Genomic DNA, 23,829 nt, shown 5'->3' with positions numbered 1-23,829 from the left:
TTCAATCTAGGCGCGTCCGAAAGCCTGTTTCGACAGGCCTTGCACCTCGGCGATCAAGCGATCGGGATCGACCGGCTTGACGATGACGGCATCGGCCCCGGAAAGCAGGGCCTGGCGACGGATGGCGTCGCGGCTGTCGGCGGTCAGCACGATCACAGGCAGCGGCGAAAGGCCGTATCGGCGCTCCAGCGCCCTCAGTTGCGCGAGCATAGCCGCGCCCTCGCCGCCTGGCATGGTGAGGTCGGTGACGACGACATCAGGGCGGTTCTCGCTGTTTTCGGCGCGGGCGAGCAAATTATCGAAATCCTCGACGAGACGAACCCTATGGCCGGCTTTGGCGAGCATGGCGCGCACCAGCATGGCATTGACGGGATCGTCCTCGCCCAAGAGAACGTTGAGGGCGGCATCTGCCGCCTCCGGCGTCACGAGACTGATCTGGGGCGGGCTACTCAGCACATCGCGCTTTTCCATGCCGCGCATGCGGCCGCTCAGCACATCGATCAGCGATTGTTCGCGCAGCGGCCGAATGAGCCAGGCATCGAAGAGATCGAGCGGATGCGTGTTGCGCTCTTCCGGATTGACCAGAAAGATCTTTCTGAGACCGAGCGCAGCAAGCTCAGTCCCTTCGCGGAAATACCAGGGCGCCATGCGATGATCGACAATGATATCCGTCAGCGACATGCCGGCGTCGTGAGGCGCAGACTGCGCCAGGTTTTTCACATCATCGGGACCGATCACGCGGCAGTGGCCGCCGAGCGTGCGGATGGTGCCGGCAATCGCGGTGCTTGCCGCGCCTTCCGGGGCCAGCAACAAGACACGGGAACCTTTGAGCAGTTCGCTGCGCCTAGCCGGCTCGTTCTCCGCAGCGACGACTGAAATCGGAAAACGGACCGTGAATTCGCTGCCCTCGCCCCGCGCGCTGGAAACGTTCAACGTGCCGCCGAACTCGCGCAGGATGCGGGCGGAGATCGCCAGCCCCAGGCCTGTGCCGGCGCTTCTGTCCAACACATTGCCCGCCTGTTCGAACTCGCCGAAGATGCGTGCCTGCTCCTCCTCGGTCATTCCCGGGCCGCTATCCCTGACCGATATCACCAGGTCGTCACCATCGAGGCCGGCGCGGATCAGCACGCCACCGGTCTGCGTGAACTTCACGGCGTTGCCGATGACATTGAACAACACCTGGCGCAGCCGGGCAGGATCGAACTCCATGGTTTCGGGAACATCCGCCGCGACGGTCGCGGCGATCTCGATGCCTTTTTCATGGGCCCGATGGGCGAGCATCTCGACAACGCCTTCCAGCAGCGGCCGCAGATGTTCGGCGCGTGGCCGGAGCTGGAAGCGGCCGACTTCGATCGTCGAGAAATCCAGCAGGTCTTCGACGAGCTGCACCAGGGCATTGCCGGATTGGCGGATGCCGGTCAGGTAATTGGCTTGCTCCAGGGTGAGCGGCGTCTGGGCAAGCAGATGGTTCATGCCGAGAATTCCCGACAGGGGCGTGCGGATCTCGTGGCTGACGGTGGCGAGCAGCCGTGATTTGGCGGCGCTGTTGTATTCCGCCTTCAGCCTTGCCTCCTCGCGAAGGCGCGCTGCCTGCCGTTCCTCGGTGACGTCGCGGGCGACGCTCTGGATTCTCAACTGTCCGGTGGCGGGGTCGCGGAACATGACATCGTGCCATGCGAAGATGCGCGGGCCTTCCGGCGTGGAAATCTCCGCATCCTGGCGCTGGGAATCCGTCGCAACCCGGAAGACAAGACCCGCCTCCTCCAGCGTCAAACCCTCCGGGTTCGACTTGCCGGTCAGGTTACGGAAGGTGGCGTTGGCATGGACGATGCGGCGTTCGATGTCGCGTGTCACAGTGATATCGCCAAGCGCATCGTGGATGGTGGCGAGCAGACTGGTGCTTTCGTTGCTCTCCCAGAGACGGTCATGCTCGTGTTCGCTGAGCGCCAGCATATCCGCTATGACCTTACGGGCAGCATGTCGCCTGTGCAAGACACCAGCGCCGACGATCGCCAGCGCTATCAGTCCCAGCAAACCGGCAAGCGCCAGCGGTCCACCTGCATAGCCGACCGACATGAGCGCCACGCCGGCGATCAAACCGCCACCGTTCAACCAATGGCGGTGCAGCCATAGGGAAAAATCGGACGGCGACGTATCCGGTCTGTTAGCCGGCGAAATCTCGATGGGACCGGTGGCCATGAGCGGCGTGCCGCCCACCGGCCGTTCGCGCGGCGCGTCGTGGTCGTCGGTGGTGGCGGCGACAAGCTTTTCCTGCAGATTTGCCAGAGTGCTCATGTGGCCTTACTAACATGAGCACTGTTCCCGATGCCTTCAGGGATTCGCTAGAATTTTAAGCTTTTGCCTTTTTCGGCAGAAGCAGCTCGTCCAGAATGACGCAACCGGCCCCGACAGTGATGAAACTGTCGGCGAGATTGAAGACGGCAAACGACCATGTTTCCGTATGGAAGAGAATATAGTCGATCACATGACCATAGAGGAACCGGTCGATCAGGTTGCCGAGCGCACCGGCTATGATCAACGCGAAGCCGAGATGGGCAAGCCAGCGATGATTGGGCGTCCGTCGCCAGAGCCAGAGCACGAAAACGACGATGACGAGGCGCATGCCGACGATGAACCAGCCGTCCATGCCCGATAGCATCGAGAAGGCGACCCCAAGATTATAGGTGCGATAGAGCGCCAGCATCGGAATGACCGGCACCATCTCCTGCAAAGGCAGCCAGTTGTCGACCATGAGCTTGACGGCCTGGTCGAGGATGACAGCGGCCACAATGAAAATCAGGATCGGCATGGGCCGGGAAAACAGTGCGGGTTTTACGGGCGCCTGTTCGTTTATCTCGCTGTCAGTCATCGCGTCTCGCTGAGGGTCAGAAGATGGCGGCGGGCTTCGAACAGCATCACCGCCGTCGCCACTGCCAGGTTGAGGCTATCGGCGCGGCCGGCCTGGGGGATGCGGGCAAGCGCATCGGCCTCCTTCGCCAAGGCATCCGGCAAGCCGGACTGTTCGTTGCCCATCAGCAGCACGACGGGCTTCTTCTTGTAGTCGATCGTGCGGTAGTCGACGGCGCCGGCCAGATGGGTGGCGACGACGGAAACACCCGCCGTCTTCTTCCAGGCCAGAAACTCCTCCGGCGTCGCCTTGACGACGGGAACGGCGAAGACCGAGCCCATGGTTGCCCTGACCGTTTCCAGCGAAAACGGGTCCGTCGTCTCGCCAACGAGGATGACGCCAGAGGCGCCGGCTGCATCCGAGGTGCGGATGATGGTGCCGAGATTGCCGGGGTCACGCACGCGATCGAGCGCCACCCAGGTATCGCCGGCTTTCGGCTTGACGTCACGAAGCTGCCGCCAGCGCTGATCGAATATGCCGACCACCATCTGCGGATTGTCGCGGCGGGTGATGGAGGCGATAACCTTTTCGCTGACTTCGAGCACCAGCCCGCCGGCCGCGACGGTCTTGGCGGCCACCTGCTCGACCAGCGGCTTGCCCTTGGCTGCCTTGGCATAGACCAGCGTGCGAATGGTCCAGCCGAGCTCCAGGGCATCAATGACCAGCTTCAAGCCTTCCGCCAGGAAAGCGCCGCTCTCCTCGCGGGACTTCTTATTGGTCAGCGCCTTGATATCCTTGATGATCGGATTGGCAAGGGAGGTGACCTCCTTGACATGTCCGACCTTGCGAGGGCCGTCATTGCGGAAATCATGGTTCATTTGGGCACCCAGCGGCTGAAGAGAGATGTGGAGAGTGCCCGGCCCGGCGTCTTGCCGTCGAGGCCTGCCTCGCGGATCACCAGTTCGCCGGATTCGACGACGCCACCGGCGCCCCGCATGGTTTCGCGCATCAGCTCATGGATCGAATAGAAGCTGGCGCGGATGGAATAGGCAGTCAGCACTAGGCCAAGCGCCTTGGGCGACAGAATCTCGCGGCAAATATCGAGCATCGACGGCAGGTGTTCGAAGAGATGCCAGACCTCGCCATTCGGGCCGCGGCCGAATTTCGGCGGGTCCGTCAGGATGATGTCGTATTTATTGCCGCGCCGTTCCTCGCGCAGGATGAATTTCATGGCGTCTTCGCAGATCCAGCGGATCGGCAGCTTTTCCATGCGGCCGAGCGCCTGGTTTTCCCGCGCCCAGCCGATCGCCTTCTTCGAGGCGTCGACATGGGTGACTTCCGCGCCGGCAGCGGCGGCGACCAGGGAGGCGACACCGGTATAGCCGAAGAGGTTCAGCACCTTCAGCGGCCGCTTTGCGGCTTCGACCTGCTCCTTCATCCAGGCCCAGTGCACGATCTGCTCCGGGAAGACGCCGACATGGCGAAAGGCGGTGAAGCGGCCGAGAAAATCGATGCCGAGCAATTGCAGCGGCCAGGTCTCGCCGAGCGCTTCGCGCGGAAACCGCCAGCGACCCATGCCGTCCTCATCAGTGTCGCCAGTGAAGATCGCATCGGCATTGTCCCAGAGATGGGCGGCAAGCGACGGCTGCCACAGTGCCTGCGCCTCCGGCCGGACGATGCGATAGGGACCGTATTGCTCGAGCTTCAGCCCGTTGCCGCTGTCGATCAGGTGGAAATCCCCGGCGCCCAGCGATTCAAGGATAACGGGCACGCGCTCCACGGGACGCTCACCGTTTCGCACGATCAACGGGCGTTCGGACGCGACCGCGACAGGCGCCGCGCCGCGGGATTCCGACACTCGCTCACCGCTGTCGCGCGCGGCCGGAGCAGACCGCGGGCCGTTATCGCGTGCGGGCTTTGCCGGTGGCTTGCCGGTCTTGAGGGGCGCGTCGCGCCTGGCATCCCTTTGGGGCTTTGCGCCGGGGCCGCCCGCGGCTTTCGAACCGGGCCGGCGTTCCTTCTGTTTCACCATGCTTGTCTCAAAATTGATATGTGCGTGCAAATAGCATCTGGCCGCCACTTGGCAAAGCGCTTTCCGATCTGCGATTATCCCCGGATGAAATGCCAGATCGGGAGGGTTGCGCATGGATATGACCGGTGAAGAACGGATTGCCGCGCCGCGGGACGTCGTGTGGGCCGCGCTGAACGACCCCGATATTCTCAAGCAGTGCATTCCCGGCTGCCAAAGCCTGGAGAAGATTTCGCCGACAGAACTGACGGCAACGGTGAAATTGAAGATCGGCCCGGTCTCCGCCACGTTCAACGGTGAAGTGACGCTCTCCAACATCAATGCGCCGGAGAGCTATACGATCTTCGGCGAAGGAAAGGGCGGCATTGCCGGCTTTGCCAAGGGTGGGGCCGATGTCACTCTGAAGGAGGAAAGCGGCGAGACGATCCTGCATTATGAGGCCAAGGCCCAGGTCGGCGGCAAGATCGCCCAGCTCGGCTCGCGGCTGGTCGATTCCAGTGCGAAGAAACTGGCGCAGCAATTCTTCGCCGATTTCACGGCGGCCCTCAACGGCCAGGCCAGCGCCTGATTGCGATCGTCATCCGACCCGCCATAGACTGCTCATGACGTCAAAATCAGATCTTTGGACCATCCGGCCGGCACGCGAGCGGGATACGGACATTCTCGCCGATATCTATCTGCGCGTCCGTCGCATGACGTTTCTCTGGGTCGACCCCGGCAAATTCCATAGCGAGGACTTCGCCATTCACACGAAAGGTGAGCGCGTCTTCGTCTGCGAGGATCGGAACGGCACCATCGCCGGCTTCATGGCGCTATGGGAACCGGATGATTTTATCCATATGCTCTACATCCTGCCCGCATTCCAGGGCCGGGGCGCCGGCAAGGCGCTGCTTGCCGCCCTGCCGGAATGGCCGAAGCGGCACTACCGGCTGAAATGCCTGGTGAAAAACACGCGCGCCATCGCCTTTTATCGCGGCCTTGGTTTTGCGATCATTGGCGACGGCTCATCGCCGGAGGGTGATTACAAGGATATGCAGTTCGGTGGCGACCAGTCACTTTGACGGAAGTTGGCCGGCGATCTGTTCGGCGCGGTTGCGGTGCTTGTCGGCTTCCGCCTGCCAGCGCACGGCTTCGCGCGACTGACTCCGGGCAAGCTTGCGGTGTTTGCCCTGATTGAACCAGGTGACAGCCGCGCCGACCAACATGCCGATAATCAGGGCCACAAACAGCAGCACGAACAGCGGCGCGCTCAGCGACAGCACCTGATCCTCAGGCCTGAACGGATTGAGCGCAAGCGTGACGGACTGCCGGTTGGCGACGCAGAAGATGATGAGGATGATGCCGAGCGGCAGCAATATCAGCAGGTTGATGATCTTCTTGGCCATTGCGAACGCTCCTTTGTCCAGGCGCATCCGTGCCATGCACTCCTATCGCCTATAGCCGCAGAATAAGAAAGACCGGGCCGAGTTCAAGTGCCACCCGGTCACGGCACAATCATGTCCACCAGGAACATTCGCGAAGAGTACTGGTCAAAACGACGATTAATTGTCGTCTTCTTCGTCACCGGCGCCAGGATTCAGGCGCTCGCGTAGCTCCTTACCCGTCTTGAAAAAGGGAACCCATTTTTCCTCGACGAACACCGTATCGCCCGTGCGCGGGTTACGACCGGAGCGCGAGGGCCGGTTCTTGACGGAGAAAGCGCCGAAGCCGCGAAGCTCAACGCGGTTTCCCGCAGCGAGCGCATCGGTGATCTCGTCGAGGACAGCATTGACGATATTTTCGACGTCCCGGTGGTAAAGATGTGGGTTACGTGCCGCAACAATCTGCACCAATTCCGACTTGATCACGGTTGGCCCCCTTAAATCATTGATTTATCAATTGGCTGCACCCTGCCAAACAGAAAGCAGGCCGTCAAGAAACAACTTCTCTGTCATAATTTTCTGGAGATCCTCTCCCTTCACAAAATCATCATAACCGAGACGATTTAGCAACCAGGAAGCGGCGCTCGGCCAAAAGAAGGATGAGGTTTTGTCCTGTGCCTTCCAATCGATGATCGGCAAGTCCTTTTTGACCTTGCGCGTGTCGAGATAGGCGCGGATTTCGTCCTCGCCGCCGAGGGTGTCGACCAGCTTGTTCTGCAATGCCTGCCGGCCGGTGAAGATGCTGCCGTCCGCAAGCTTCAACACGTCCTCGCGCGGCAATTTGCGGCGGTCGGCGACGAGATCGACGAACCAGCCATAGCTGTCCATGACCATGCTGCGGATCATAGCCTTGGCCTCTTCGCTCGCCGGATGGAATGGCGACGGCTCGGCCTTCAGCGGCGCCGACTTGATCTCGTCCAGCGAAAGGCCGAGCTTGTCGAGCAGGTCTTTCGCCTGCGGATACTGAAAGATGACGCCGATCGAACCGGTGATCGAGGTGTCGCCGGCGACAATATCATCACCCGCCGTGGCGATCATATAGCCTGCAGACGCCGCAACGGTGCGGATATCGGAAACCACAGGCTTCTTCGCGGCAACGGCACGAATGGCCTTGAAGATGCGTTCGCCGCCATAGGTCGTGCCGCCGGTCGAAGAAATCGAGACGATCAGCGCCTTGACCTGATCACTGTCCTGGATCTTCTTCAGCCGCTCCAAAAGCTCGGTGTCATCCTGGATAAGCCCGGAAATCTTGACCCGGGCGATCTGCGGCCCGCGTATGGCGGGCAAATCGCCCGCAGCGAAACTATAAAGCGCAAAGCCGAGCGCCACCAGGAGAAGGACGGCGACGACGCGCCAGAAGCCGAGCTTGCGGCGCAATTGCCGCCGATCTGCGATTGCAGAACTGTCCATGACGCCTTATCTCTCCCCTTGTCATAAATTGGATACACAACGAACCGGATAGACCAACACCATGAAACGGGCATAATCCTTCGCGAAAATCCATCTCGATTTTCGAGATTGTGCTCCAGGCTTTCCATGCGGCGTTTCGTCAGATAGGGCGATGACCGATCGGACGAAACCGCTGCGTATTATATTTTTTTGCTAAAATTGCTTGTTGCAGAAAAAAATCCATATTGGCAAGCCAATGCAATAATGCGAAACGATCTGCCAGGCTTGTTGGCACAGTCTGTGCATGACTCGAACGTGTTTTTCCGGATCAGAGAAGACGGACCTGTTGCATGCTCAATACTATCGAGACCTCCGGCCAGGCGATCGGCTCCGAGCTAGAAAGAAACGCGTATAAGGACGCGATCTTTCATTCCGCGCGCGTGAGAAGACTGAAAATCCTGCTTCCCTTGGCTGCGTTCATCGTCTCGCTGATCTTCATCGCGGTTTCGGTCGTGCGCGCATATCTGCCGGAGAGTATTCAGATCGAAGGCGCGAGGATCGAAGATGGCAAGGTCGTGATGGAGCGCCCTGCCATTGCCGGCCGCAACAAGGACGGTATCAACTACTCCATGCTCGCCGAGAAGGCGCTGCAGGACATTAAGAATCCCAATATGATCACCCTCAAGACCATCAAGGCCTCCATGCCGGTCAACAACCAGGTGATCGCGCATGTGACGGCTCAAAGCGCGGATTTCGACCGCCAGGCCGACACGCTGCAGCTCACCGCACCCTTTACCATTCTGATGGACAACGGTTTGCGCGCCGAATTCAAAACAGCTTTCCTCGACGTGAAGAAGGGTGACCTCTCCAGCCAGGACCAGGTTGCAATCTACAGAGGAGGCATGTCGGTTGTTGCACAGTCGCTCAAGATGACGGATAAGGGGAGCGTAATCGTATTCGACGGGCAGGTTCAGATGCATATCGAACCAGCCACACTCCATAATTCAGCTAGCGACCAACAGCCGGGCGGTTCATGACAAACGATTGGCGTCATTCTCTTTTCAACTCTGGCCTGCGCAAGGCCGGCCTCTTCTGCGCCTTCAGCGCACTTGCGATTTTTGCGGCGACGGAAGTCGGCGCCCAGGCAACGACAAGCAACATGCCCGGCCTGAAGCTTTCCAAGGATCAGCCGATCCAGATCGAAAGCGACAAGCTGGAAATCCACGACGCGGAAAGCCAGGCAGTGTTCACCGGCAACGTCAAGGTCGTCCAGGGCACCACGACGATGCAGGCCGGCAAGATGACGGTCTTCTACAAGAAGAAGCAGCCTGCCGACGCCAATGCCAAGCCGGCAACGGAAAATCCGGTCGCAAACGCCGCCAAGCAGCAAAACCAGTCGCTGGTCTCGGGCGACGCCGACATCGACCACATTCTGGTCACCGACAAGGTCTATCTCGTGTCCGGCACGCAGACGGCGACGGCGGATGACGGCTCTTTCGACATGGCCAACCAGCTTGCCATTCTCAAGGGCCAGAAGGTCGTGCTGACCGACGGGCCGAACGTGTTCACCGGCTGTCAGCTCACCGTGCATATGGCCACGGGTGAAGCGCAACTGGATGCCTGCGGGGGTCGCGTCCAGATTCAGCTCGATCCGAAATCGCAGCAAGTGCAGCAGCAACAGCAAAAAAAGAACTGATCCCGGTCTTCTCGTGACGATATCGACCACACCCACCTTGCCCGGCGCGTCCGGATCGAGCACTGCGGCATCCAGCACGGCGGCCGGAGACAAAGCGCGTTATCAGGGCACCCTGATCGCGCGCGGCCTCACCAAAACCTACCGCACGCGGCGCGTCGTCAACGGCGTCTCGCTGGTCGTGCGGCGCGGCGAGGCCGTCGGCCTGCTTGGACCGAACGGTGCCGGCAAGACGACATGCTTCTACATGATCACCGGCCTGGTGCCGGTCGATGAAGGCACGATCGAGATCGATGGCAACAATGTCACCTCGATGCCGATGTATCGTCGCGCTCGCCTGGGCGTCGGCTATCTGCCGCAGGAAGCCTCGATCTTTCGTGGCCTGACGGTGGAAGAAAACATCCGCGCCGTTCTCGAAGTCCATGAAAAGGACAAGAAGAAGCGGGAGCGCAAGATCGACGAGTTGCTGGAGGAATTCCACATCCGCAATCTGCGCACGGTGCCGGCGATCGCCCTCTCCGGCGGTGAGCGGCGGCGCCTGGAAATTGCCCGCGCACTGGCAACCGACCCGACCTTCATGCTGCTCGACGAGCCCTTTGCCGGCGTCGACCCGATCTCGGTCGCCGACATTCAGAATCTCGTGCACCACCTGACGGCGCGCGGCATCGGCGTGCTGATCACCGACCACAACGTCCGTGAGACGCTCGGCCTGATCGATCGCGCCTATATCATCCATGCCGGCGAAGTGCTGACCCATGGCAGGGCCAATGACATCGTCAGCAATCCGGAAGTGCGCAAACTCTATCTCGGCGACAATTTCAGCCTTTAAACAGCTTAGGTTGAACCGGGGCGCTTCTATGCCTTACCACAGGGCGTAGCGCTCCGGAAATTCACCATCCCATCACGGTTCCGCTTGACCAAACCCAATAAAAAAGCAATTTTTGGGCCAGTTGGAATTTTGCGGATTTTTTTGAGCGAAGAACGCAGATTCCCGAAGAGATCAAGGGGAGTCTCGCGTCCGCCATGGCATTATCGGCCAATCTTTTCCTGCGCCAAAGCCAAAGCCTGGTGATGACACCGCAACTGATGCAATCCATCCAGTTGCTGCAGATGACGCATTTTGAACTCACCCAATTCATCGCCCAGGAAGTCGAGAAGAATCCGCTGCTCGAATTTACGTCAAATGACGAGGATATAGGCAGCAGCGGTGATCGCGAGGCGAAGGACGACAGGTTCGACGCGGCGGAGGAAAGCCAGGGCGATGACGGTTTCGAGCGCAACAGCGGCGATCTCGCCAGCGACTGGTACGAGAGCGAAAATACCGGCCATGCCGACCGGCTGAGCGACGAGCTCGATACCAATTTCAGCAATGTCTTTCCCGACGACGGCAGCCCGCAGCGTGCGGATGCGCCGGAACTGCTCAGCCAGTGGAAGTCGATGCCCGGCGGCGAAGCCGGTGAAAGCTACGATCTCGACGATTTCGTCGCCGGCCAAGTTTCCCTGCGCGACCACCTGAACGAACAGATCCCCTTTTCCCTGCCCAGCATGGCCGACCGGCTGATCGCGCAGTACCTCGTCGATCAGCTCGACGATGCCGGCTATCTGCAGGCCGATTTGAGCGAAGCAGCGGAGCGCCTCGGCGCCACCGTTGCGGACGTCGAGCGCGTGCTCGGCACATTGCAGTTGCTCGACCCTCCCGGCGTCTTTGCCCGTTCTCTCAGCGAATGCCTGGCGATCCAGCTTCGCCAGAAGGATCGTTTCGATCCGGCCATGGAACGGCTGATCCAGAACCTCGAGCTTCTCGCCCGGCGCGATTTCGCGACGTTGAAACGGCTCTGCGGCGTCGATGAGGAAGATCTGCTCGACATGATGGCAGAGATCCGCCAGTTGAACCCGAAACCTGGCAGCGGCTTCGAGACCGGCATATCCGAGGCCATCATGCCCGATATCGTGGTGCGCCCGGCCTCCGACGGAAGCTGGCTGGTGGAGCTCAATCCCGATACGCTGCCGCGCGTCCTGGTCAGCCAGTCCTATTTCGCCTCCGTCTCCAAGACGAGCCAGGATCACGCCTTCCTTTCGGAATGCCTGCAGAATGCCAATTGGCTGACGCGCAGCCTCGATCAGCGTGCCAAGACGATCATGAAGGTCGCGAGCGAGATCGTCCGGCAGCAGGATGCTTTCCTCGTGCACGGCGTCGACCATTTGCGGCCGCTCAATCTGAAGACCGTGGCGGATGCCATCAAGATGCATGAGTCGACCGTCAGCCGCGTGACCTCGAACAAATACATGCTGACGCCGCGCGGCCTGTTCGAGCTAAAATATTTCTTCACCGTCTCGATCAGTGCCGTCGAGGGCGGCGACAGCCATTCGGCCGAAGCCGTGCGTCACAAGATCCGTCTGCTGATCTCGCATGAGAGCCCGGACGCGGTGCTCTCCGATGACGATATCGTCGATACGCTAAAGAAGGGCGGCATCGAGCTTGCTCTCCGTACGGTTGCAAAATACCGCGAGGCGATGAACATCCCCTCCTCGGTACAGCGCCGCCGGGAGAAGCGTGCACTGGCAAAAGTCGCCAGCTTCTAGCAATTGCCCAGGTTCAACCGCAGACTGCGAATCCGCTAACGGATCCTTAAGATTCAGTTGACTTTCCGATGTGGCGGAGCTAGAAGCCCGCCGCAATCGTTGCAGGACATCACTGCCATGAACTTATCCCCACCATCCCCAGGGCGCCTGACAAACGCAATTTGTCTTTGACTGCGTGAAGTGCTTGGATGAGCTTGAGGCTTGGCGTAAACTGGCGCGCCCAATAACCGCTACAAGAAGGGAAACTCCATGAGTGTGCGTGTCTCCGGGAAACATATGGAAATTGGTGACTCCTTCCGCCAACGGATTGAAGACCAGATCGGTATGGCCGTTACGAAATACTTCGACGGGGGGTATTCGGGCCAAGTGACGGTACAGAAATCCAGTTCCCGCTTCGCAGCCGATTGCAAGCTTCATCTCGACAGTGGCGTCGTCCTGCACGCCGCCGGAGAGGCGATGGACCCGCAATTGGCCTTCGACGCGGCATCCGAGCGCATCGAAAAGCGCCTGCGCCGCTACAAACGCAAGCTCAAGGATCACCAGGCCGGCAACCACACGAATGGCCTCGCCGAAGTCGCCTATACCGTCATGGACGGTGTTCCGGACGACGAGGATGAAATCCCTGCAGATTTCGCGCCGGCGATCGTCGCCGAAAGCACGAAACAACTGAAGACCATGTCCGTCGCGACCGCCGTGATGGCGCTCGACATGACCGACGAGCCGTTGCTGCTTTTCCGCAGCCCCGGCAAGGAACATCTGAATATCGTTTACCGTCGTCAGGACGGCAACATTGGCTGGATCGACGCAGCCAATATCAAGGGCTGAGAAAAGAAGATGAGCGACGGCCCCGCGCAGTGTCTGCCGGCCGCCGCTCCTCCGTCATCGGATCTCTGCCACACGAAGGATAAAGAGAATGGCATTGGCAGATTTGCTGCACCAAGATGCGATCATCCCCGCCTTGAGGGCAAATTCCAAAAAACAACTGCTTCAGGAGCTGGCAGCCAAAGCCTCCAAAATAACCGGACTGCCCGAGCGCGAGATTTTCGACGTCGTGCTGCAGCGGGAGCGTCTGGGCTCCACCGGCGTCGGCAACGGCATCGCCATTCCGCACGGCAAGCTCATCAGCATCAAATCCATCATCGGTATTTTTGCGCGCCTGGAAGCGCCCGTCGATTTTGAGGCGCTGGACGACCAGCCCGTCGACCTCGTCTTCCTACTGCTTGCCCCCGAGGGTGCCGGCGCCGACCATCTGAAAGCGCTGTCGCGCATTGCCCGCGTGCTGCGCGACCAGGATCTCGTCGCCAAGCTGCGCGCCACCGAATCCGCCTCGGCGATCTACGCCTTCCTCAACGAGGAGCAGGCGTCCAACGCTGCCTGAGGAGCGACTCGAATTTTAACGCGGAAAAAAGAAGAGCCGGATGACCTCGTCATCCGGCTCTTCTTCTTTACAGACGACTTAAAGATCAAGCGTCTTTTTCATCGAACGGGCTGTTGGCGCCCGGCTCGGAAATCTCGGCAACCTTCGGGCCGCCCTTGGCGACGCCGACCATAGCTGGGCGCAGAACGCGCTCGCCGATGACGAAGCCGGCCTGCACCACCTGAACGACCGTATTGTTCGGCACTTCGGTGTTCGGCACCTCGAACATCGCCTGATGGAAGTTGGGATCGAACTTCTGGCCGACCGGCTCGATCTGGCGGACACCGTGGCGCTCCAAGGCCGACAGCATAGAGCGCTCGGTCATCTCCACGCCTTCGATCAGCGTCTTCAGGCCAGCATCGGCTTCGGCGAGGGCTTCCGCCGGAATGGCTTCCAGCGTGCGGCGCAGATTATCCGACACGGCAAGCATGTCGCGGGCGAAGCTGGCGACGGAATAGGACTTGGCGTCCTTGACGTCACGCTCGGTGCGACGGCGCAAATTGTCCATCTCGGCGGCAAGGCGCAGATAGCGGTCGCGCAGATCGCTATTTTCGGCCCTAAGCAGCTCGACCGGATCCGGCTGCGAAGGCTGGGCCGCATCCGCGGCTTCCGCAGCCTCCTGCGCAAAGCCCGCGGGATTATCAGTCGCCGTGGCGTCAGGTCCGGTTTTCGTTGTTTCGTCGGTCATGACGGTCTCCGAATTGCTTTGTCTTTTTGATGTGCCCGATATCGAGGTTTGGCCGGAAAAAATCAAGGCTTTGTCGTGAAGAACAGGCATTTCCCGGCAATCCGGTCATATTTGCCCGGATACCAATCGGGTGAGAGAGCCTCCCCCGTTGGGGCTTCTACTATCGAAGACCCTTTCCCGGTATAGTCTGGGCCGTTTCAACACGACATGAGGTATCGTCCATGTCCAGCAGCAAGTCCCATTCGGGTAAATGTTTCTGCGGCGCAGTGGAAATCACGGTCAGTGGTGAGCCGGCGGCAATGGGTTATTGCCATTGCGACTCCTGCCGGGAGTGGTCGGCGGGGCCGGTCAACGCCTTTTCGCTCTGGCCGCCGGAAGCCGTGCATGTCACCAAGGGCGCCGACCACATCGGCAGCTACCAGCGAAGCGAAAAGAGCGTGCGCAAATGGTGCAAGATTTGCGGCGGGCATCTGTTGACCGAACATCCTTTATGGGGCGTGACCGATGTCTACGCCGCCATCATTCCAACCCTCGATTTTCAGCCGATGCTTCATGTCAATTATGAAAACACCGTGCTGCACCTGAGGGACGGCCTGCCGAAGCAGAAGGACATGCCGGCGGAGATGGGCGGATCGGGAACCCTGCTACCCGATTAAACGCTCTTTGCGCGTTCGAATGGGCGCCCGCTCTCCAGAGGCTTTCGTCAAATTCCTGGCCGCGACAGCCTGGAAATCAATTGGGCGGTATAGTCCACCATCGGCACGATGCGGGCATAGTTCAGCCGTGTCGGGCCGATGACGCCGACGGCGCCGACGATGCGGTCGTCGTCATCGCGATAGGGCGCGACGATCAGCGAGGAGCCGGAGAGCGAGAAGAGCTTGTTTTCCGAGCCGATGAAGATGCGCACGCCCGGCCCGCTTTCGGCAAGATTCAGAATCTCGATCAGGCTGTCCTTCTTTTCGAGATCGTCGAACAGCAGGCGTAGCCGGTCCAGATCTTCAGCCCCGCCCACTTCGGCCAAGAGATTGGCGCGGCCGCGCACGATGAGCTGCGTCGGCTTGCCGTCATCCCCGTCGCCGGACCAGACGGCGATCCCGCGTTCGACGAGCTCGTGCGACAGAATATCGAGTTCCTGGCGCACACTCTCCTTCAACGTCTGCAATTGACGGCGCAGCTCCGGCAAAGTCTGGCCGGTCATGTGGGCGTTGAGGAAATTCGCCGCTTCCGTGAGCTGCGAGGACGTAACGCCGGCCGGCAATTCGATGATGCGGTTCTCCACCTGATCGTGGTCGCCGACGAGCACGGCGAGCGCCTTGGTCGGCTCCAGGCGGATGAATTCGACATGCTTCAGCACCGGATCGCTCTTCGAGGTGATCACCAGTCCGGCGCCGCGCGAAATACCAGAAAGCATGCGGCTCGCCTCGGTCATGACCGATTCCATCGGCTGATCGCGATTGCTGCCGCGCACTTGGCGTTCGATGGTAGCGCGGTCTTCCGCGGAGAGATCGCCGACCTGCATGAAGGCATCGACGAAGAAGCGCAGGCCGAGCTGCGTCGGCAGGCGACCGGCGCTGATATGCGGCGAATAGATCAGCCCCAGCTCTTCCAGATCGCTCATGACATTGCGCACGGAGGCCGGCGACAGGGACATGGGCAGCAAGCGCGAAAGATTGCGCGAGCCGAGCGGTTCGCCATTCTCAAGATAACCTTCGACGATACGGCGGAAGATTTCCTTCGAGCGTTCGTCCAGCGCTGCAATGGCATCCGAAACCGACGATGTCGTGAACCCCATTTCGCTGTCAAACCCGTTCTGTTGAGCCTTAGTCAAAATATAATCATTCAGTTAGCAATGGCAAAAGGGAAAAATGTCAAGGCCATCACAACAAGGCCCTTGCGCCTGCTTTTCCTTTGCAAAAGCCGCCTGTGGATCGTAGAAGCGGTCAATAACGTTCAGGAGAGTAGAATGCGGCCTTCAGGCAGAAAAACCGACCAGATGCGCAAGGTGTCGTTCGAGCGCAATTTTTCCAAGCATGCGGAAGGCTCGTGCCTGGTCAAATTCGGCGACACGCATGTGCTCTGCACGGCGAGCCTGGAAGAAAAGACGCCGCCATGGCTGCGCAACAGCGGCAAGGGCTGGATCACGGCCGAATACGGCATGCTGCCGCGCGCCACGGGCGAACGCATGAAGCGCGAAGCCGCTGCCGGCAAGCAGGGCGGCCGCACGCAGGAGATCCAGCGTCTGATCGGCCGGTCGCTGCGCGCCATCGTCGACCTGCAGGCGCTTGGCGAGCGCCAGATCACGATCGACTGCGACGTCATCCAGGCCGATGGCGGCACCCGCACGGCCTCGATCACCGGTGCCTGGATCGCGCTCTACGATTGCCTGAAGTGGATGGAAAGCCGCAATATGATCAAGACCGACCGTGTCCTGAAGGATCATATCGCTGCGGTTTCCTGCGGCATCTTTGCCGGCCAGCCGGTGATCGACCTCGACTACCTCGAGGATTCATCCGCCGAGACCGATGCCAATTTCGTCATGACTGGCGCCGGCGGCATCGTCGAGATCCAGGGTACGGCCGAAGGCACGCCCTTCAGCGAAGAAGAATTCACATCCCTGATGCATCTCGCCAAGAACGGCATCGCCGAACTGGTGGAGCTGCAGAAGCAGGCGATAGCCTGACCGAAGAGGCGGTCAACCGATGAACCCGTTGATGGAAGGCGTTCTGGAAACCGCTCTTTATGCGGACGATCTCGATGCAGCCGAGGCCTTCTATGGCGGCGTTCTCGGACTGCAGAAGATTTCGCGCGGCGGCAACCGTCATGTCTTTTATCGCTGCGGGCCGGGCGTGCTGCTCATCTTCAACAGTCATGAGACAGTGAAGCCGCCGGAATCGAGTTCCTTGCCGGTGCCGCCGCATGGCACGAAGGGCCACGGCCACGCCTGCTTCCGGGTCAGCGGCAACGATATCGAAGCGATGGCGCAGAAACTGAAGGCTGCCGGCGTCGCCATCGAAGCCGATTTTAACTGGCCGAATGGCGGCCGCTCGATCTATTTCCGCGATCCGGCCGGCAACAGCCTGGAATGCGCCGAACCCCGCATCTGGGGGCTATGACAGGACAGGATATGCGCAAGCTCGATACCAAGACTATCGTCGTCGCCAGCCACAATGCCGGCAAGATCCGTGAAATCCAGGATTTGATCGGCCCGTTCGGCTTTACAGCCAAGTCGGCCGCCGATCTCAATTTCATCGAGCCGGACGAGACGGGCACGACCTTCGAGGAAAACGCGACGATCAAGGCGCTGGCCTCGGCGCAAGCTTCCGGTCTGCCGGCGCTATCGGACGATTCCGGCCTGGTCATCGATGCGCTTGACGGCAATCCCGGCGTCTATACCGCCAACTGGGCGGAAACACCGGATGGTACCCGCGATTTCGCCATGGCGATGCGGAAGGTCGAGAGCGCGCTCGAAGAGGCCGGTGCCGCTTCGCCGGAGAGCCGTACGGCGCGCTTCGTTAGCGTGCTGTGCCTTGCCTGGCCGGACGGGCACACCGAACTCTTCCGCGGCGAAGTCGAAGGCCGTGTCGTCTGGCCGCCGCGCGGCACGCAGGGCTTCGGCTACGATCCGGTGTTCCAGCCCGAGGGTTACGACGTGACCTTCGGCGAGATGAGCGCCGAACAGAAGCATGGCTGGAAGCCAGGTGAACCCCAGGCCCTTTCGCATCGGGCCCGTGCCTTCAAAATCTTTGTTGAAACCTGCCTGGAGGCGTAAGCTCAAGCCCGTGGACACCCTGGAAGCGCAAAATATGACGCGTGAGGCGCCGTTGCTGCCCGATACCGGCGAACCCGGTTTCGGCGTTTATGTGCATTGGCCCTTCTGCGCCGCTAAATGCCCCTATTGCGATTTCAACAGCCATGTCCGCCACCAGCCGGTCGACCAGGAGCGTTTCGCCGCCGCCTTCTTGAAGGAGATGGCGTCGATGCGGGCGATCAGCGGCCCGAAGACGGTGACCAGCGTCTTCCTCGGCGGCGGCACGCCTTCGCTGATGAAGCCGGAGACGGTTGCCACGATTCTCGATGGCATTTCCAGATATTGGCACATGCCTGCAGGGATCGAGATCACCATGGAGGCCAATCCGTCCAGTGTCGAAGCCGAGCGTTTCCGCGGCTATCGCGCCGCCGGCGTCAACCGCGTGTCGATGGGCGTGCAAGCGCTGAACGATCGCGATCTGAAATTCTTAGGGCGACTGCATGACGTCGCCGATGCGTTGAAGGCGATCAAGCTGGCACGCGAGATCTTCCCGCGCATGTCCTTCGACCTCATCTATGCCCGCCCGAACCAGACCGTCGAGGAATGGGAGCGCGAGCTGAAGGAGGCGATCTCCTATGCCGTCGATCACCTCTCGCTCTATCAATTGACCATCGAGGAAGGCACGCCCTTTTTTGGGCTGCACAAGGCGGGCAAATTGATCGTGCCGGATGGCGACCAATCGGCGCTGCTCTACGAGGCGACGCAGGAGATCACCGAGCGCGAGGGCATGCCGGCCTATGAGGTCTCCAACCACGCACGTCCCGGCGCGGAGAGCCGCCACAATCTCACCTACTGGCGTTATGGCGACTATGCTGGCATCGGCCCCGGCGCCCACGGCCGGCTGTCCCACGGCCCCAAGAAATTGGCAACGTCCACCGAGCGGAAGCCGGAAAGCTGGCTGGAGCTGGTCGAGCGCGACGGCCACGGCATGGTCGAACAGGAAATGCTCGGCTTCGACGAACAGGCCGACGAGCTGCTGCTGATGGGCCTGCGTCTGAAAGAAGGCATCGACCTCGTGCGCTGGCAGCAGCTCTCCGGCAGGGAGCCCGATGCGAAACGCGAGCAGCTCTTGCTGGAGCACGGCTTCATCGAACGCCTCGGCAATTCCCGCCTGCGCTGCACGCCGGCGGGCATGCTGATTCTCGATTCCGTGGTTGCGGATCTGGCGTGCTGAGACGGTAATCGTCTTTCCTACTCCGCCGCCACGTTTTTCCTCGTGAAAGCGAATAACCGTCCATCGATCGCCGTAAGGCCGGCGGCGATCATCGCCATGCCGATAAAGTGCTTCGGCTGCAATTGCTCGCCGAGGATCAGCGCACCGAGCAGGATGGCGCTGACGGGAATGAGGAAGGTGACCAGCATCAGGTTGGTGGCGCCTGCCGTCGCCAGGATGCGGAAGAACAGGACATAGGCGATCGCGGTCGAGAGGATCGCGAGGCCGGCCAGCGCCATCCAGGTTTCCGCCGAAGGCATGCCGAGCGTCCAGGGGTGGTCGACGAGAAGGGCAAGCGGCAGCAGGAGGATCGTGGAGGCCGTCACCTGCCCGGCGGCGGGGATAATGGGAGCAAGCCCCATGCGGCGGAAGCGGCGGCCGAAAATGCCGGCGAGAGAATAGGAGAAGGCGGCGCCCAGCACGGAGAGCTGTGCCAGCACGTTCGAACCGAGGCTGCTCAGCACCGACGGGCCGATCATCAGCGCCACGCCGGCAAAACCGACGATAACGCCGATCAGGCGATTGCCGGTCATCTTCTCATCCGTCGTCAGAAAATGCGCCACCACGACGGCGAAAAGCGGGGTCGTCGCATTGAGGATGGAGGCCAGGCCACTGGCAATATGCGTCTGGCCCCAGACGATCAGCAGAAAGGGAATGGCATTGTTGAGGACGCCCATGCCGAAGAAGGCGGCCCAGGCCCGACGGTCGTGCGGCATCACCTGCCCGGTCATCCGGACGATGACATGCAAGGCGATCGCCGCCAGGGCGACGCGCGCAGCGACGATGGTGAAGAGCGGCAGTTCGTGTACCAGGATGCCGTTGAACAGAAACGAGCCACCCCAGAGGATCGACAATCCGAACAGCATGGCCCATTCCGCCGCGCCCATTGATTTCTGCGCCATGGCGATATCTCCTGTTTTCCAGTCTATTAGTTTGGCTCGATGGCGGCGGGGATGCACTTTCTTGTCAACCATCGATATTGATGGAATAATCTCGCGATTATAGGGCTCTTGCAAACGAGTCTTTTTCGCAAAATTGTTTAGCTGAACTCAATCGTCATGGATCAATTGCCTTCCCTTTCGGCGCTGCGCGCCTTCGAAGCCTCGGCGCGGCATCTGAGCATGACGATTGCAGCCAGGGAGCTGCATGTGACCCCCGGTGCGGTCAGCCTGCAGGTACGCGATCTCGAAACCGCGCTCGGTGTGCGGCTTTTCGACCGCCGTGCGCGGGGCCTCACCTTGACGGCTGACGGTGCGGATTATTTCGCGACGCTGCGCACCGCCTTCCGCCTGGTGCGAGAAGCGACGGCGGCGCTGACAATGCGGGCGCGGGACACGGTGCTCACCGTCACCTGCACTGCCGGCTTTGCCACACACTGGCTGGTGCCGCGGCTGATGCGCTTCGAGCAGGCGCATCCCGAGATCGATCTACGGATCAGCGCCTCACATAGGATGATGGATTTCCAGCGCGACGGCATCGACATCGCCATCCGCCATGGGCTCGGCGGCTATGAAGGGCTGGCGAGCGAGCGGCTGCTCGATGACGAATATGTGCCGGTCTGCACGCCCGAGATCGCTGCCTCCCTCGGCCCCTCACCCACGGCCGACGCGCTGGCCGCCCTGACCCTGATCCATGATGTCTATCGGCGCGATTGGCAGCTCTGGCTGCAGGCGGCGGGCGCAACCAAGGTTGACGCTATGCGGGGGCCGATCTTCACCGACGGCACCGGCGCCTACCATGCCATGAAGGCGGGGCTCGGCGTCGCGCTGATGCGGCGCTCTTTCATCGAAAGGGAATTGGCTGAGGGCTCTGTTGTCGCGCCCTTCCCGATGGGGCTTGCCAGCACGCTAGCCTACCATCTGGTCTATCCGCCAACCGCGCTGGAGCGGCCGGCCGTCGCCGCCTTTCGTGCTTGGCTGCTTACCGAGGTCCCGCACACGACGGCGCCGGCATAGGCGCGCGCATCATCCGTGATGGGTGATGCCACCCTTGAACAGGCGGCCGGTCCGCGTTTCCAGGAAAGTGTCGAGCGGAATATGCTCCTGATGCAGGAAGCCTGTCGAAGGCAGGCGGCCGGCACGCACCAGCTCGATAACGGCGACGACGGAGGCCGACGTGGTCCAGGAAATGGCGGTGCGGCTCTCCCCGGCGACTTCGATCGGATAATAGGCGCGCACGAATTCCCGCCGGCGCAGATTGCCGTTGATCGTTCCTTCGGCCGAGACATGGACATAGACGACGTCGTCATCGACCGGCGGCTTGGCCTCGGTCAGGATCTCGTCGGCAAGCTGGCGGCGGTCGCGCATCAGCAACTCATGGAAGAAGAAGTTCATCAGCTCCATATGGCCGGGATATCGCATTGTTTTATAATCGAGATTTTCCACCCGACCGAGCATGGTGCTGCACATGGTCCCGAGGCCGCCCGAGGTGGTGAAGGCTTCGAGCTTGACGCCGTTGACATAGAGCGTCTCGTGCCATTCCATCGGCGAGACCAGCTTGCGCACCCCGCCCTCGATGACTTCGCAATCATTCAGATATTCGTTGACCACACCTTCCGGCGACCAGTTGAAGGCATAACCCAACAGTCCGGTCGGATTCTGCGGCAAGGCACCGACACGCATGCGGATCGAGCGGCAGCGATCAAAGACGTCGGCAAGGCTTGCGCCGACGATGCCGACGAAACCGGGCGCCAAGCCGCATTGCGGCGCCATCAGGCCACGCGCGCTCTCCGCAAGCGCAATGATGCCGTTCGTGGTCGGCACATCCTCGGTCAGGTCGAAGTAATGAATGCCGGCGCCATGGGCTAGGCGCGCCAGTTCGGCGTTCAGGTGAAACGGCAGGCAGGAGAGCACGGCATCGACGCGGGAAAAGAGATTGCCGATCAAGGCCGGATCGGAGACATTGCCCGCCTCGCAGGCGAAAGGCAGTGCCTCGGCAGGCAAACGCGCGTCGATACCGGTGACGGCAAAACCGCTTTCATGCAGCAATGTAGCGGCGAGCCGCCCGACCTTACCGAGGCCGAGAACGGCAATCCTGTTAAAACTCATAGGCATCCTCCCAGTCGGCTCCGGCCTCCTCCGGCCGGTGTCCGATTCCGTATTTCAGACATCTATAGAATAAAAGCCGCATAAATGAAAACGGCCGGCAATGAAGCCGGCCGTGGATAAATGCGAATAATATCGCCGATTATTCGTTGATCAGACGCTTCAACAGCTCGATTTCATGCGACAGCTTGCTGTCACCGGAAATCAGCTCCTCGATCTTGCGCACCGCATGCAGCACGGTCGTATGGTCACGACCACCAAAGCGGCGGCCGATCTCCGGGAAGGAGCGCGGCGTCAGCGTCTTCGACAGATACATGGCGATCTGGCGCGGCTTGACGATGACGCGGGTGCGGCGATTGGACACCAGCTCCTGGCGAGAGACATTGTAGTGACGCGCCACGATACGCTGGATGTCCTCGATGCGCACCCGGCGCGGCTCGCCGGAGCCGACCAGATGGGCCAACAGCTCGTCGACGCGCTCGACCGTCAAATTCGGCTCGAAAGAACGGCGGAAGATCAGTTGGTTGAAAGCGCCTTCCAGCTCACGGCCGCTTGCCGTCACATTGCGGGCGACATGCGAGAGAAGTTCGGCCGGAATTTCCAGCGACGGATCGTCCTGACGGGCGGCATCCAGGCGGCGCTTGAGGATTTCGAGACGCATCTCGTAGTCCGGCGCCTCGACCTCGATGGCGACACCGCCCTGCAGACGCGAACGCACGCGCGGATCAAGCGATTCCAGCTCCCAAGGCGCGCGGTCGGCGGCAACGACGACCTGCTTGGCGCTGTCGAGCAGCATATTGAGCAGATGGCAGAACTCGTGCTGGATCATCTTGCCCTGCAGGAACTGCATGTCGTCGATGATCAGGAGATCGATGTTGCGCAGCGAGTCCTTCAGGGTCAGCGCATCATTATCGCGGATGGCGGTGGCGAAGCGCCACATGAAATATTCCGCCGTCAAATAGACGACACGCAGCCCGCGCGGGTTCTGCACGGCGGCATTGGCGATCGCCTGCAAAAGGTGGGTCTTGCCGAGGCCGACCGTCGCGTGGACGAAGAGCGGATTGAACCGCACGGCGCCGGAGCCGGCTTCGGCAATCGTCTTGGCGGCGGCAAGGCCGACGCGGTTCGAGCTGCCCTCGACAAAGGTATCGAAGGTAAAGCGGGAATCGAGCGGCGAGCCGAACAGCGGCGCGCCCACGGTCGCCGGGCGGGCGGCGGCTGCAGCACTAACCGTCTGGGCAACGACCTGACCGGCAGGCTGGGCAACCGGGCGGCGGATCGGCGCCACCGAAGCCGCCTCTGGAGCCGCGACATGTTCGTCCGCACAGGGCTTCGCACCATGACGGGTCGCCGTGCGCACAAGAATCTCAACCTTCAGGATTTCAGCATCTTCTGCCTGGAACAGGTTGGTGATCAGATCGAGATAACGATTGTTGATCCAGGACTTCAGAAACGTCGTCGGAACAGTCAGCCGTACGACGCTCTTCGATACCGAGTGCAGCTTCAGCCGTGCAAACCAGCTAGCATAAACATCCGGACCGACCTGAGCCTTCAAGCGTGCACTGACACGCTCGAACAATACGTTATGCTTCATGTCTCCTTTTTCCCCCGCCGCTTCAAGGCAAACCGCACTGAACGCCTGCTGTGCATTGTCCCCATTCTCCAACGCACCCGTCGTTCTCGTAATCATTTGCAT

Annotated in this window: 26 protein-coding genes; 14 read left to right on the top strand and 12 right to left on the bottom strand. The window is 60.9% G+C overall.

What is annotated here, in order from left to right:
- Positions 1-6: 6 nt before the first annotated feature.
- From N2601_RS00130 to N2601_RS00115, 4 genes are read right to left on the bottom strand one after another with little or no spacing between them, the layout of a single operon-like run.
- Positions 7-2,295, bottom strand: a complete 2,289-nt coding sequence (locus N2601_RS00130; protein WP_104821820.1) for a hybrid sensor histidine kinase/response regulator — start codon at positions 2,293-2,295, stop codon at positions 7-9.
- A 55-nt stretch (positions 2,296-2,350) separates the two neighbouring features.
- Positions 2,351-2,869: a signal peptidase II gene (gene lspA, locus N2601_RS00125; protein ID WP_104821819.1), complete on the bottom strand. Its 519-nt coding sequence runs from the start codon at positions 2,867-2,869 to the stop codon at positions 2,351-2,353.
- Entirely contained in the window at positions 2,866-3,726 is an 861-nt protein-coding gene (locus N2601_RS00120) for a TrmH family RNA methyltransferase (protein WP_104821818.1), read from the bottom strand. The genes lspA and N2601_RS00120 overlap by 4 nt, the downstream gene beginning before the upstream one ends.
- Complete coding sequence (locus N2601_RS00115; RefSeq protein WP_199773559.1) at positions 3,723-4,877, bottom strand: class I SAM-dependent methyltransferase; 1,155 nt, start codon at positions 4,875-4,877, stop codon at positions 3,723-3,725. The genes N2601_RS00120 and N2601_RS00115 overlap by 4 nt, the downstream gene beginning before the upstream one ends.
- Before the next feature lie 115 nt (positions 4,878-4,992).
- On the opposite strand from N2601_RS00115, the gene N2601_RS00110 reads away from it, so the two are divergent.
- Positions 4,993-5,445 carry an SRPBCC family protein gene (locus tag N2601_RS00110; protein WP_104821816.1) on the top strand — a complete coding sequence of 151 codons (453 nt, stop codon included), beginning with the start codon at positions 4,993-4,995 and terminating at the stop codon, positions 5,443-5,445.
- 34 nt (positions 5,446-5,479) lie between these two features.
- Complete coding sequence (locus N2601_RS00105) at positions 5,480-5,938, top strand: GNAT family N-acetyltransferase (RefSeq protein WP_104821815.1); 459 nt, start codon at positions 5,480-5,482, stop codon at positions 5,936-5,938.
- On the opposite strand, the gene N2601_RS00100 is transcribed toward N2601_RS00105, so the two are convergent.
- The 3 genes from N2601_RS00100 to sppA all read right to left on the bottom strand — a co-directional run bounded on the left by N2601_RS00100 (position 5,930) and on the right by sppA (position 7,708).
- Positions 5,930-6,262, bottom strand: a complete 333-nt coding sequence (locus N2601_RS00100) for a LapA family protein (protein WP_104824967.1) — start codon at positions 6,260-6,262, stop codon at positions 5,930-5,932. The two genes, N2601_RS00105 and N2601_RS00100, sit on opposite strands and share 9 nt — an antisense overlap.
- 156 nt (positions 6,263-6,418) lie before the next feature.
- A complete protein-coding gene (locus N2601_RS00095) occupies positions 6,419-6,724 on the bottom strand; it encodes an integration host factor subunit beta (protein WP_004120746.1) in 306 nt (101 codons plus the stop codon).
- A gap of 27 nt (positions 6,725-6,751) precedes the next feature.
- Positions 6,752-7,708 carry a signal peptide peptidase SppA gene (sppA, locus tag N2601_RS00090; RefSeq protein ID WP_104821814.1) on the bottom strand — a complete coding sequence of 319 codons (957 nt, stop codon included), beginning with the start codon at positions 7,706-7,708 and terminating at the stop codon, positions 6,752-6,754.
- A 329-nt stretch (positions 7,709-8,037) separates the two neighbouring features.
- Between sppA and lptC the strand changes: the two genes are divergently transcribed.
- From lptC to ptsN, 6 genes are all read left to right on the top strand, one after another.
- A complete protein-coding gene (gene lptC / locus N2601_RS00085; RefSeq protein WP_260303316.1) occupies positions 8,038-8,724 on the top strand; it encodes an LPS export ABC transporter periplasmic protein LptC in 687 nt (228 codons plus the stop codon).
- Positions 8,721-9,383: an LptA/OstA family protein gene (locus N2601_RS00080; protein WP_104821812.1), complete on the top strand. Its 663-nt coding sequence runs from the start codon at positions 8,721-8,723 to the stop codon at positions 9,381-9,383. Before lptC ends, N2601_RS00080 begins: the two co-directional genes overlap by 4 nt.
- Positions 9,384-9,420: 37 nt before the next feature.
- A complete protein-coding gene (gene lptB / locus N2601_RS00075) occupies positions 9,421-10,209 on the top strand; it encodes an LPS export ABC transporter ATP-binding protein (protein WP_104821811.1) in 789 nt (262 codons plus the stop codon).
- 194 nt (positions 10,210-10,403) lie between these two features.
- The gene (gene rpoN, locus N2601_RS00070; RefSeq protein WP_260303315.1) at positions 10,404-11,963 is read left to right on the top strand and encodes an RNA polymerase factor sigma-54; all 1,560 of its coding nucleotides are present in this window, start codon (positions 10,404-10,406) and stop codon (positions 11,961-11,963) included.
- A gap of 249 nt (positions 11,964-12,212) precedes the next feature.
- Positions 12,213-12,788: a ribosome hibernation-promoting factor, HPF/YfiA family gene (gene hpf, locus N2601_RS00065; protein WP_104821809.1), complete on the top strand. Its 576-nt coding sequence runs from the start codon at positions 12,213-12,215 to the stop codon at positions 12,786-12,788.
- Positions 12,789-12,876: 88 nt separating this feature from the next.
- Positions 12,877-13,341: a PTS IIA-like nitrogen regulatory protein PtsN gene (gene ptsN / locus N2601_RS00060; RefSeq protein WP_104821808.1), complete on the top strand. Its 465-nt coding sequence runs from the start codon at positions 12,877-12,879 to the stop codon at positions 13,339-13,341.
- 85 nt (positions 13,342-13,426) lie between these two features.
- On the opposite strand, the gene grpE is transcribed toward ptsN, so the two are convergent.
- Positions 13,427-14,068 (bottom strand): nucleotide exchange factor GrpE, encoded by a 642-nt coding sequence (gene grpE, locus N2601_RS00055; protein ID WP_104824966.1) that lies wholly within the window; start codon positions 14,066-14,068, stop codon positions 13,427-13,429.
- 221 nt (positions 14,069-14,289) lie between these two features.
- Here grpE and N2601_RS00050 point away from each other — a divergent pair, with 221 nt between their 5' ends.
- On the top strand, positions 14,290-14,724 hold the full coding sequence (locus N2601_RS00050; RefSeq protein ID WP_104821807.1) for a GFA family protein: 435 nt from the start codon (positions 14,290-14,292) through the stop codon (positions 14,722-14,724).
- A gap of 47 nt (positions 14,725-14,771) precedes the next feature.
- On the opposite strand, the gene hrcA is transcribed toward N2601_RS00050, so the two are convergent.
- A complete protein-coding gene (gene hrcA, locus N2601_RS00045; protein WP_104821806.1) occupies positions 14,772-15,860 on the bottom strand; it encodes a heat-inducible transcriptional repressor HrcA in 1,089 nt (362 codons plus the stop codon).
- A 171-nt stretch (positions 15,861-16,031) separates the two neighbouring features.
- On the opposite strand from hrcA, the gene rph reads away from it, so the two are divergent.
- From rph to hemW, 4 genes are read left to right on the top strand one after another with little or no spacing between them, the layout of a single operon-like run.
- The gene (rph, locus tag N2601_RS00040) at positions 16,032-16,748 is read left to right on the top strand and encodes a ribonuclease PH (RefSeq protein ID WP_104821805.1); all 717 of its coding nucleotides are present in this window, start codon (positions 16,032-16,034) and stop codon (positions 16,746-16,748) included.
- A gap of 19 nt (positions 16,749-16,767) precedes the next feature.
- A complete protein-coding gene (locus tag N2601_RS00035; RefSeq protein ID WP_104821804.1) occupies positions 16,768-17,181 on the top strand; it encodes a VOC family protein in 414 nt (137 codons plus the stop codon).
- 11 nt (positions 17,182-17,192) lie between these two features.
- On the top strand, positions 17,193-17,837 hold the full coding sequence (rdgB, locus tag N2601_RS00030) for an RdgB/HAM1 family non-canonical purine NTP pyrophosphatase (protein ID WP_104824965.1): 645 nt from the start codon (positions 17,193-17,195) through the stop codon (positions 17,835-17,837).
- A 34-nt stretch (positions 17,838-17,871) separates the two neighbouring features.
- Positions 17,872-19,050, top strand: a complete 1,179-nt coding sequence (hemW, locus tag N2601_RS00025) for a radical SAM family heme chaperone HemW (protein ID WP_104821803.1) — start codon at positions 17,872-17,874, stop codon at positions 19,048-19,050.
- 17 nt (positions 19,051-19,067) lie between these two features.
- Here hemW and N2601_RS00020 read toward each other — a convergent pair whose 3' ends face one another.
- Positions 19,068-19,991, bottom strand: a complete 924-nt coding sequence (locus N2601_RS00020) for a DMT family transporter (RefSeq protein WP_104821802.1) — start codon at positions 19,989-19,991, stop codon at positions 19,068-19,070.
- A 156-nt stretch (positions 19,992-20,147) separates the two neighbouring features.
- Between N2601_RS00020 and gcvA the strand changes: the two genes are divergently transcribed.
- Positions 20,148-21,044, top strand: a complete 897-nt coding sequence (gene gcvA / locus N2601_RS00015) for a transcriptional regulator GcvA (protein WP_104821801.1) — start codon at positions 20,148-20,150, stop codon at positions 21,042-21,044.
- Positions 21,045-21,053: 9 nt separating this feature from the next.
- Here gcvA and N2601_RS00010 read toward each other — a convergent pair whose 3' ends face one another.
- Positions 21,054-22,136 carry a saccharopine dehydrogenase C-terminal domain-containing protein gene (locus N2601_RS00010; RefSeq protein ID WP_260303312.1) on the bottom strand — a complete coding sequence of 361 codons (1,083 nt, stop codon included), beginning with the start codon at positions 22,134-22,136 and terminating at the stop codon, positions 21,054-21,056.
- A 139-nt stretch (positions 22,137-22,275) separates the two neighbouring features.
- Positions 22,276-23,829, bottom strand: a complete 1,554-nt coding sequence (gene dnaA / locus N2601_RS00005) for a chromosomal replication initiator protein DnaA (protein ID WP_104821799.1) — start codon at positions 23,827-23,829, stop codon at positions 22,276-22,278.

This window comes from Rhizobium sp. CB3060 (genome assembly GCF_025200735.1).
Lineage (GTDB): Bacteria > Pseudomonadota > Alphaproteobacteria > Rhizobiales > Rhizobiaceae > Rhizobium.
The sequence above is the reverse complement of the archived record's forward strand: the minus strand, read 5'-3'. Positions and strand labels throughout refer to the sequence as shown.

Coding starts and splice junctions, on each gene's coding strand:
- N2601_RS00100 (WP_104824967.1), bottom strand. CDS start 6,262: ATGGCCAAGAAGATCATCAACCTGCTGATATTGCTGCCGCTCGGCATC.
- N2601_RS00010 (WP_260303312.1), bottom strand. CDS start 22,136: ATGAGTTTTAACAGGATTGCCGTTCTCGGCCTCGGTAAGGTCGGGCGG.
- rdgB (WP_104824965.1), top strand. CDS start 17,193: ATGCGCAAGCTCGATACCAAGACTATCGTCGTCGCCAGCCACAATGCC.
- grpE (WP_104824966.1), bottom strand. CDS start 14,068: ATGACCGACGAAACAACGAAAACCGGACCTGACGCCACGGCGACTGAT.
- hrcA (WP_104821806.1), bottom strand. CDS start 15,860: ATGGGGTTCACGACATCGTCGGTTTCGGATGCCATTGCAGCGCTGGAC.
- N2601_RS00130 (WP_104821820.1), bottom strand. CDS start 2,295: ATGAGCACTCTGGCAAATCTGCAGGAAAAGCTTGTCGCCGCCACCACC.
- hpf (WP_104821809.1), top strand. CDS start 12,213: ATGAGTGTGCGTGTCTCCGGGAAACATATGGAAATTGGTGACTCCTTC.
- lspA (WP_104821819.1), bottom strand. CDS start 2,869: ATGACTGACAGCGAGATAAACGAACAGGCGCCCGTAAAACCCGCACTG.
- N2601_RS00110 (WP_104821816.1), top strand. CDS start 4,993: ATGGATATGACCGGTGAAGAACGGATTGCCGCGCCGCGGGACGTCGTG.
- rpoN (WP_260303315.1), top strand. CDS start 10,404: ATGGCATTATCGGCCAATCTTTTCCTGCGCCAAAGCCAAAGCCTGGTG.
- hemW (WP_104821803.1), top strand. CDS start 17,872: ATGACGCGTGAGGCGCCGTTGCTGCCCGATACCGGCGAACCCGGTTTC.
- rph (WP_104821805.1), top strand. CDS start 16,032: ATGCGGCCTTCAGGCAGAAAAACCGACCAGATGCGCAAGGTGTCGTTC.
- ptsN (WP_104821808.1), top strand. CDS start 12,877: ATGGCATTGGCAGATTTGCTGCACCAAGATGCGATCATCCCCGCCTTG.
- N2601_RS00105 (WP_104821815.1), top strand. CDS start 5,480: ATGACGTCAAAATCAGATCTTTGGACCATCCGGCCGGCACGCGAGCGG.
- N2601_RS00035 (WP_104821804.1), top strand. CDS start 16,768: ATGAACCCGTTGATGGAAGGCGTTCTGGAAACCGCTCTTTATGCGGAC.
- N2601_RS00050 (WP_104821807.1), top strand. CDS start 14,290: ATGTCCAGCAGCAAGTCCCATTCGGGTAAATGTTTCTGCGGCGCAGTG.
- dnaA (WP_104821799.1), bottom strand. CDS start 23,829: ATGCAAATGATTACGAGAACGACGGGTGCGTTGGAGAATGGGGACAAT.
- N2601_RS00020 (WP_104821802.1), bottom strand. CDS start 19,991: ATGGCGCAGAAATCAATGGGCGCGGCGGAATGGGCCATGCTGTTCGGA.
- lptC (WP_260303316.1), top strand. CDS start 8,038: ATGCTCAATACTATCGAGACCTCCGGCCAGGCGATCGGCTCCGAGCTA.
- gcvA (WP_104821801.1), top strand. CDS start 20,148: ATGGATCAATTGCCTTCCCTTTCGGCGCTGCGCGCCTTCGAAGCCTCG.
- N2601_RS00120 (WP_104821818.1), bottom strand. CDS start 3,726: ATGAACCATGATTTCCGCAATGACGGCCCTCGCAAGGTCGGACATGTC.
- sppA (WP_104821814.1), bottom strand. CDS start 7,708: ATGGACAGTTCTGCAATCGCAGATCGGCGGCAATTGCGCCGCAAGCTC.
- N2601_RS00080 (WP_104821812.1), top strand. CDS start 8,721: ATGACAAACGATTGGCGTCATTCTCTTTTCAACTCTGGCCTGCGCAAG.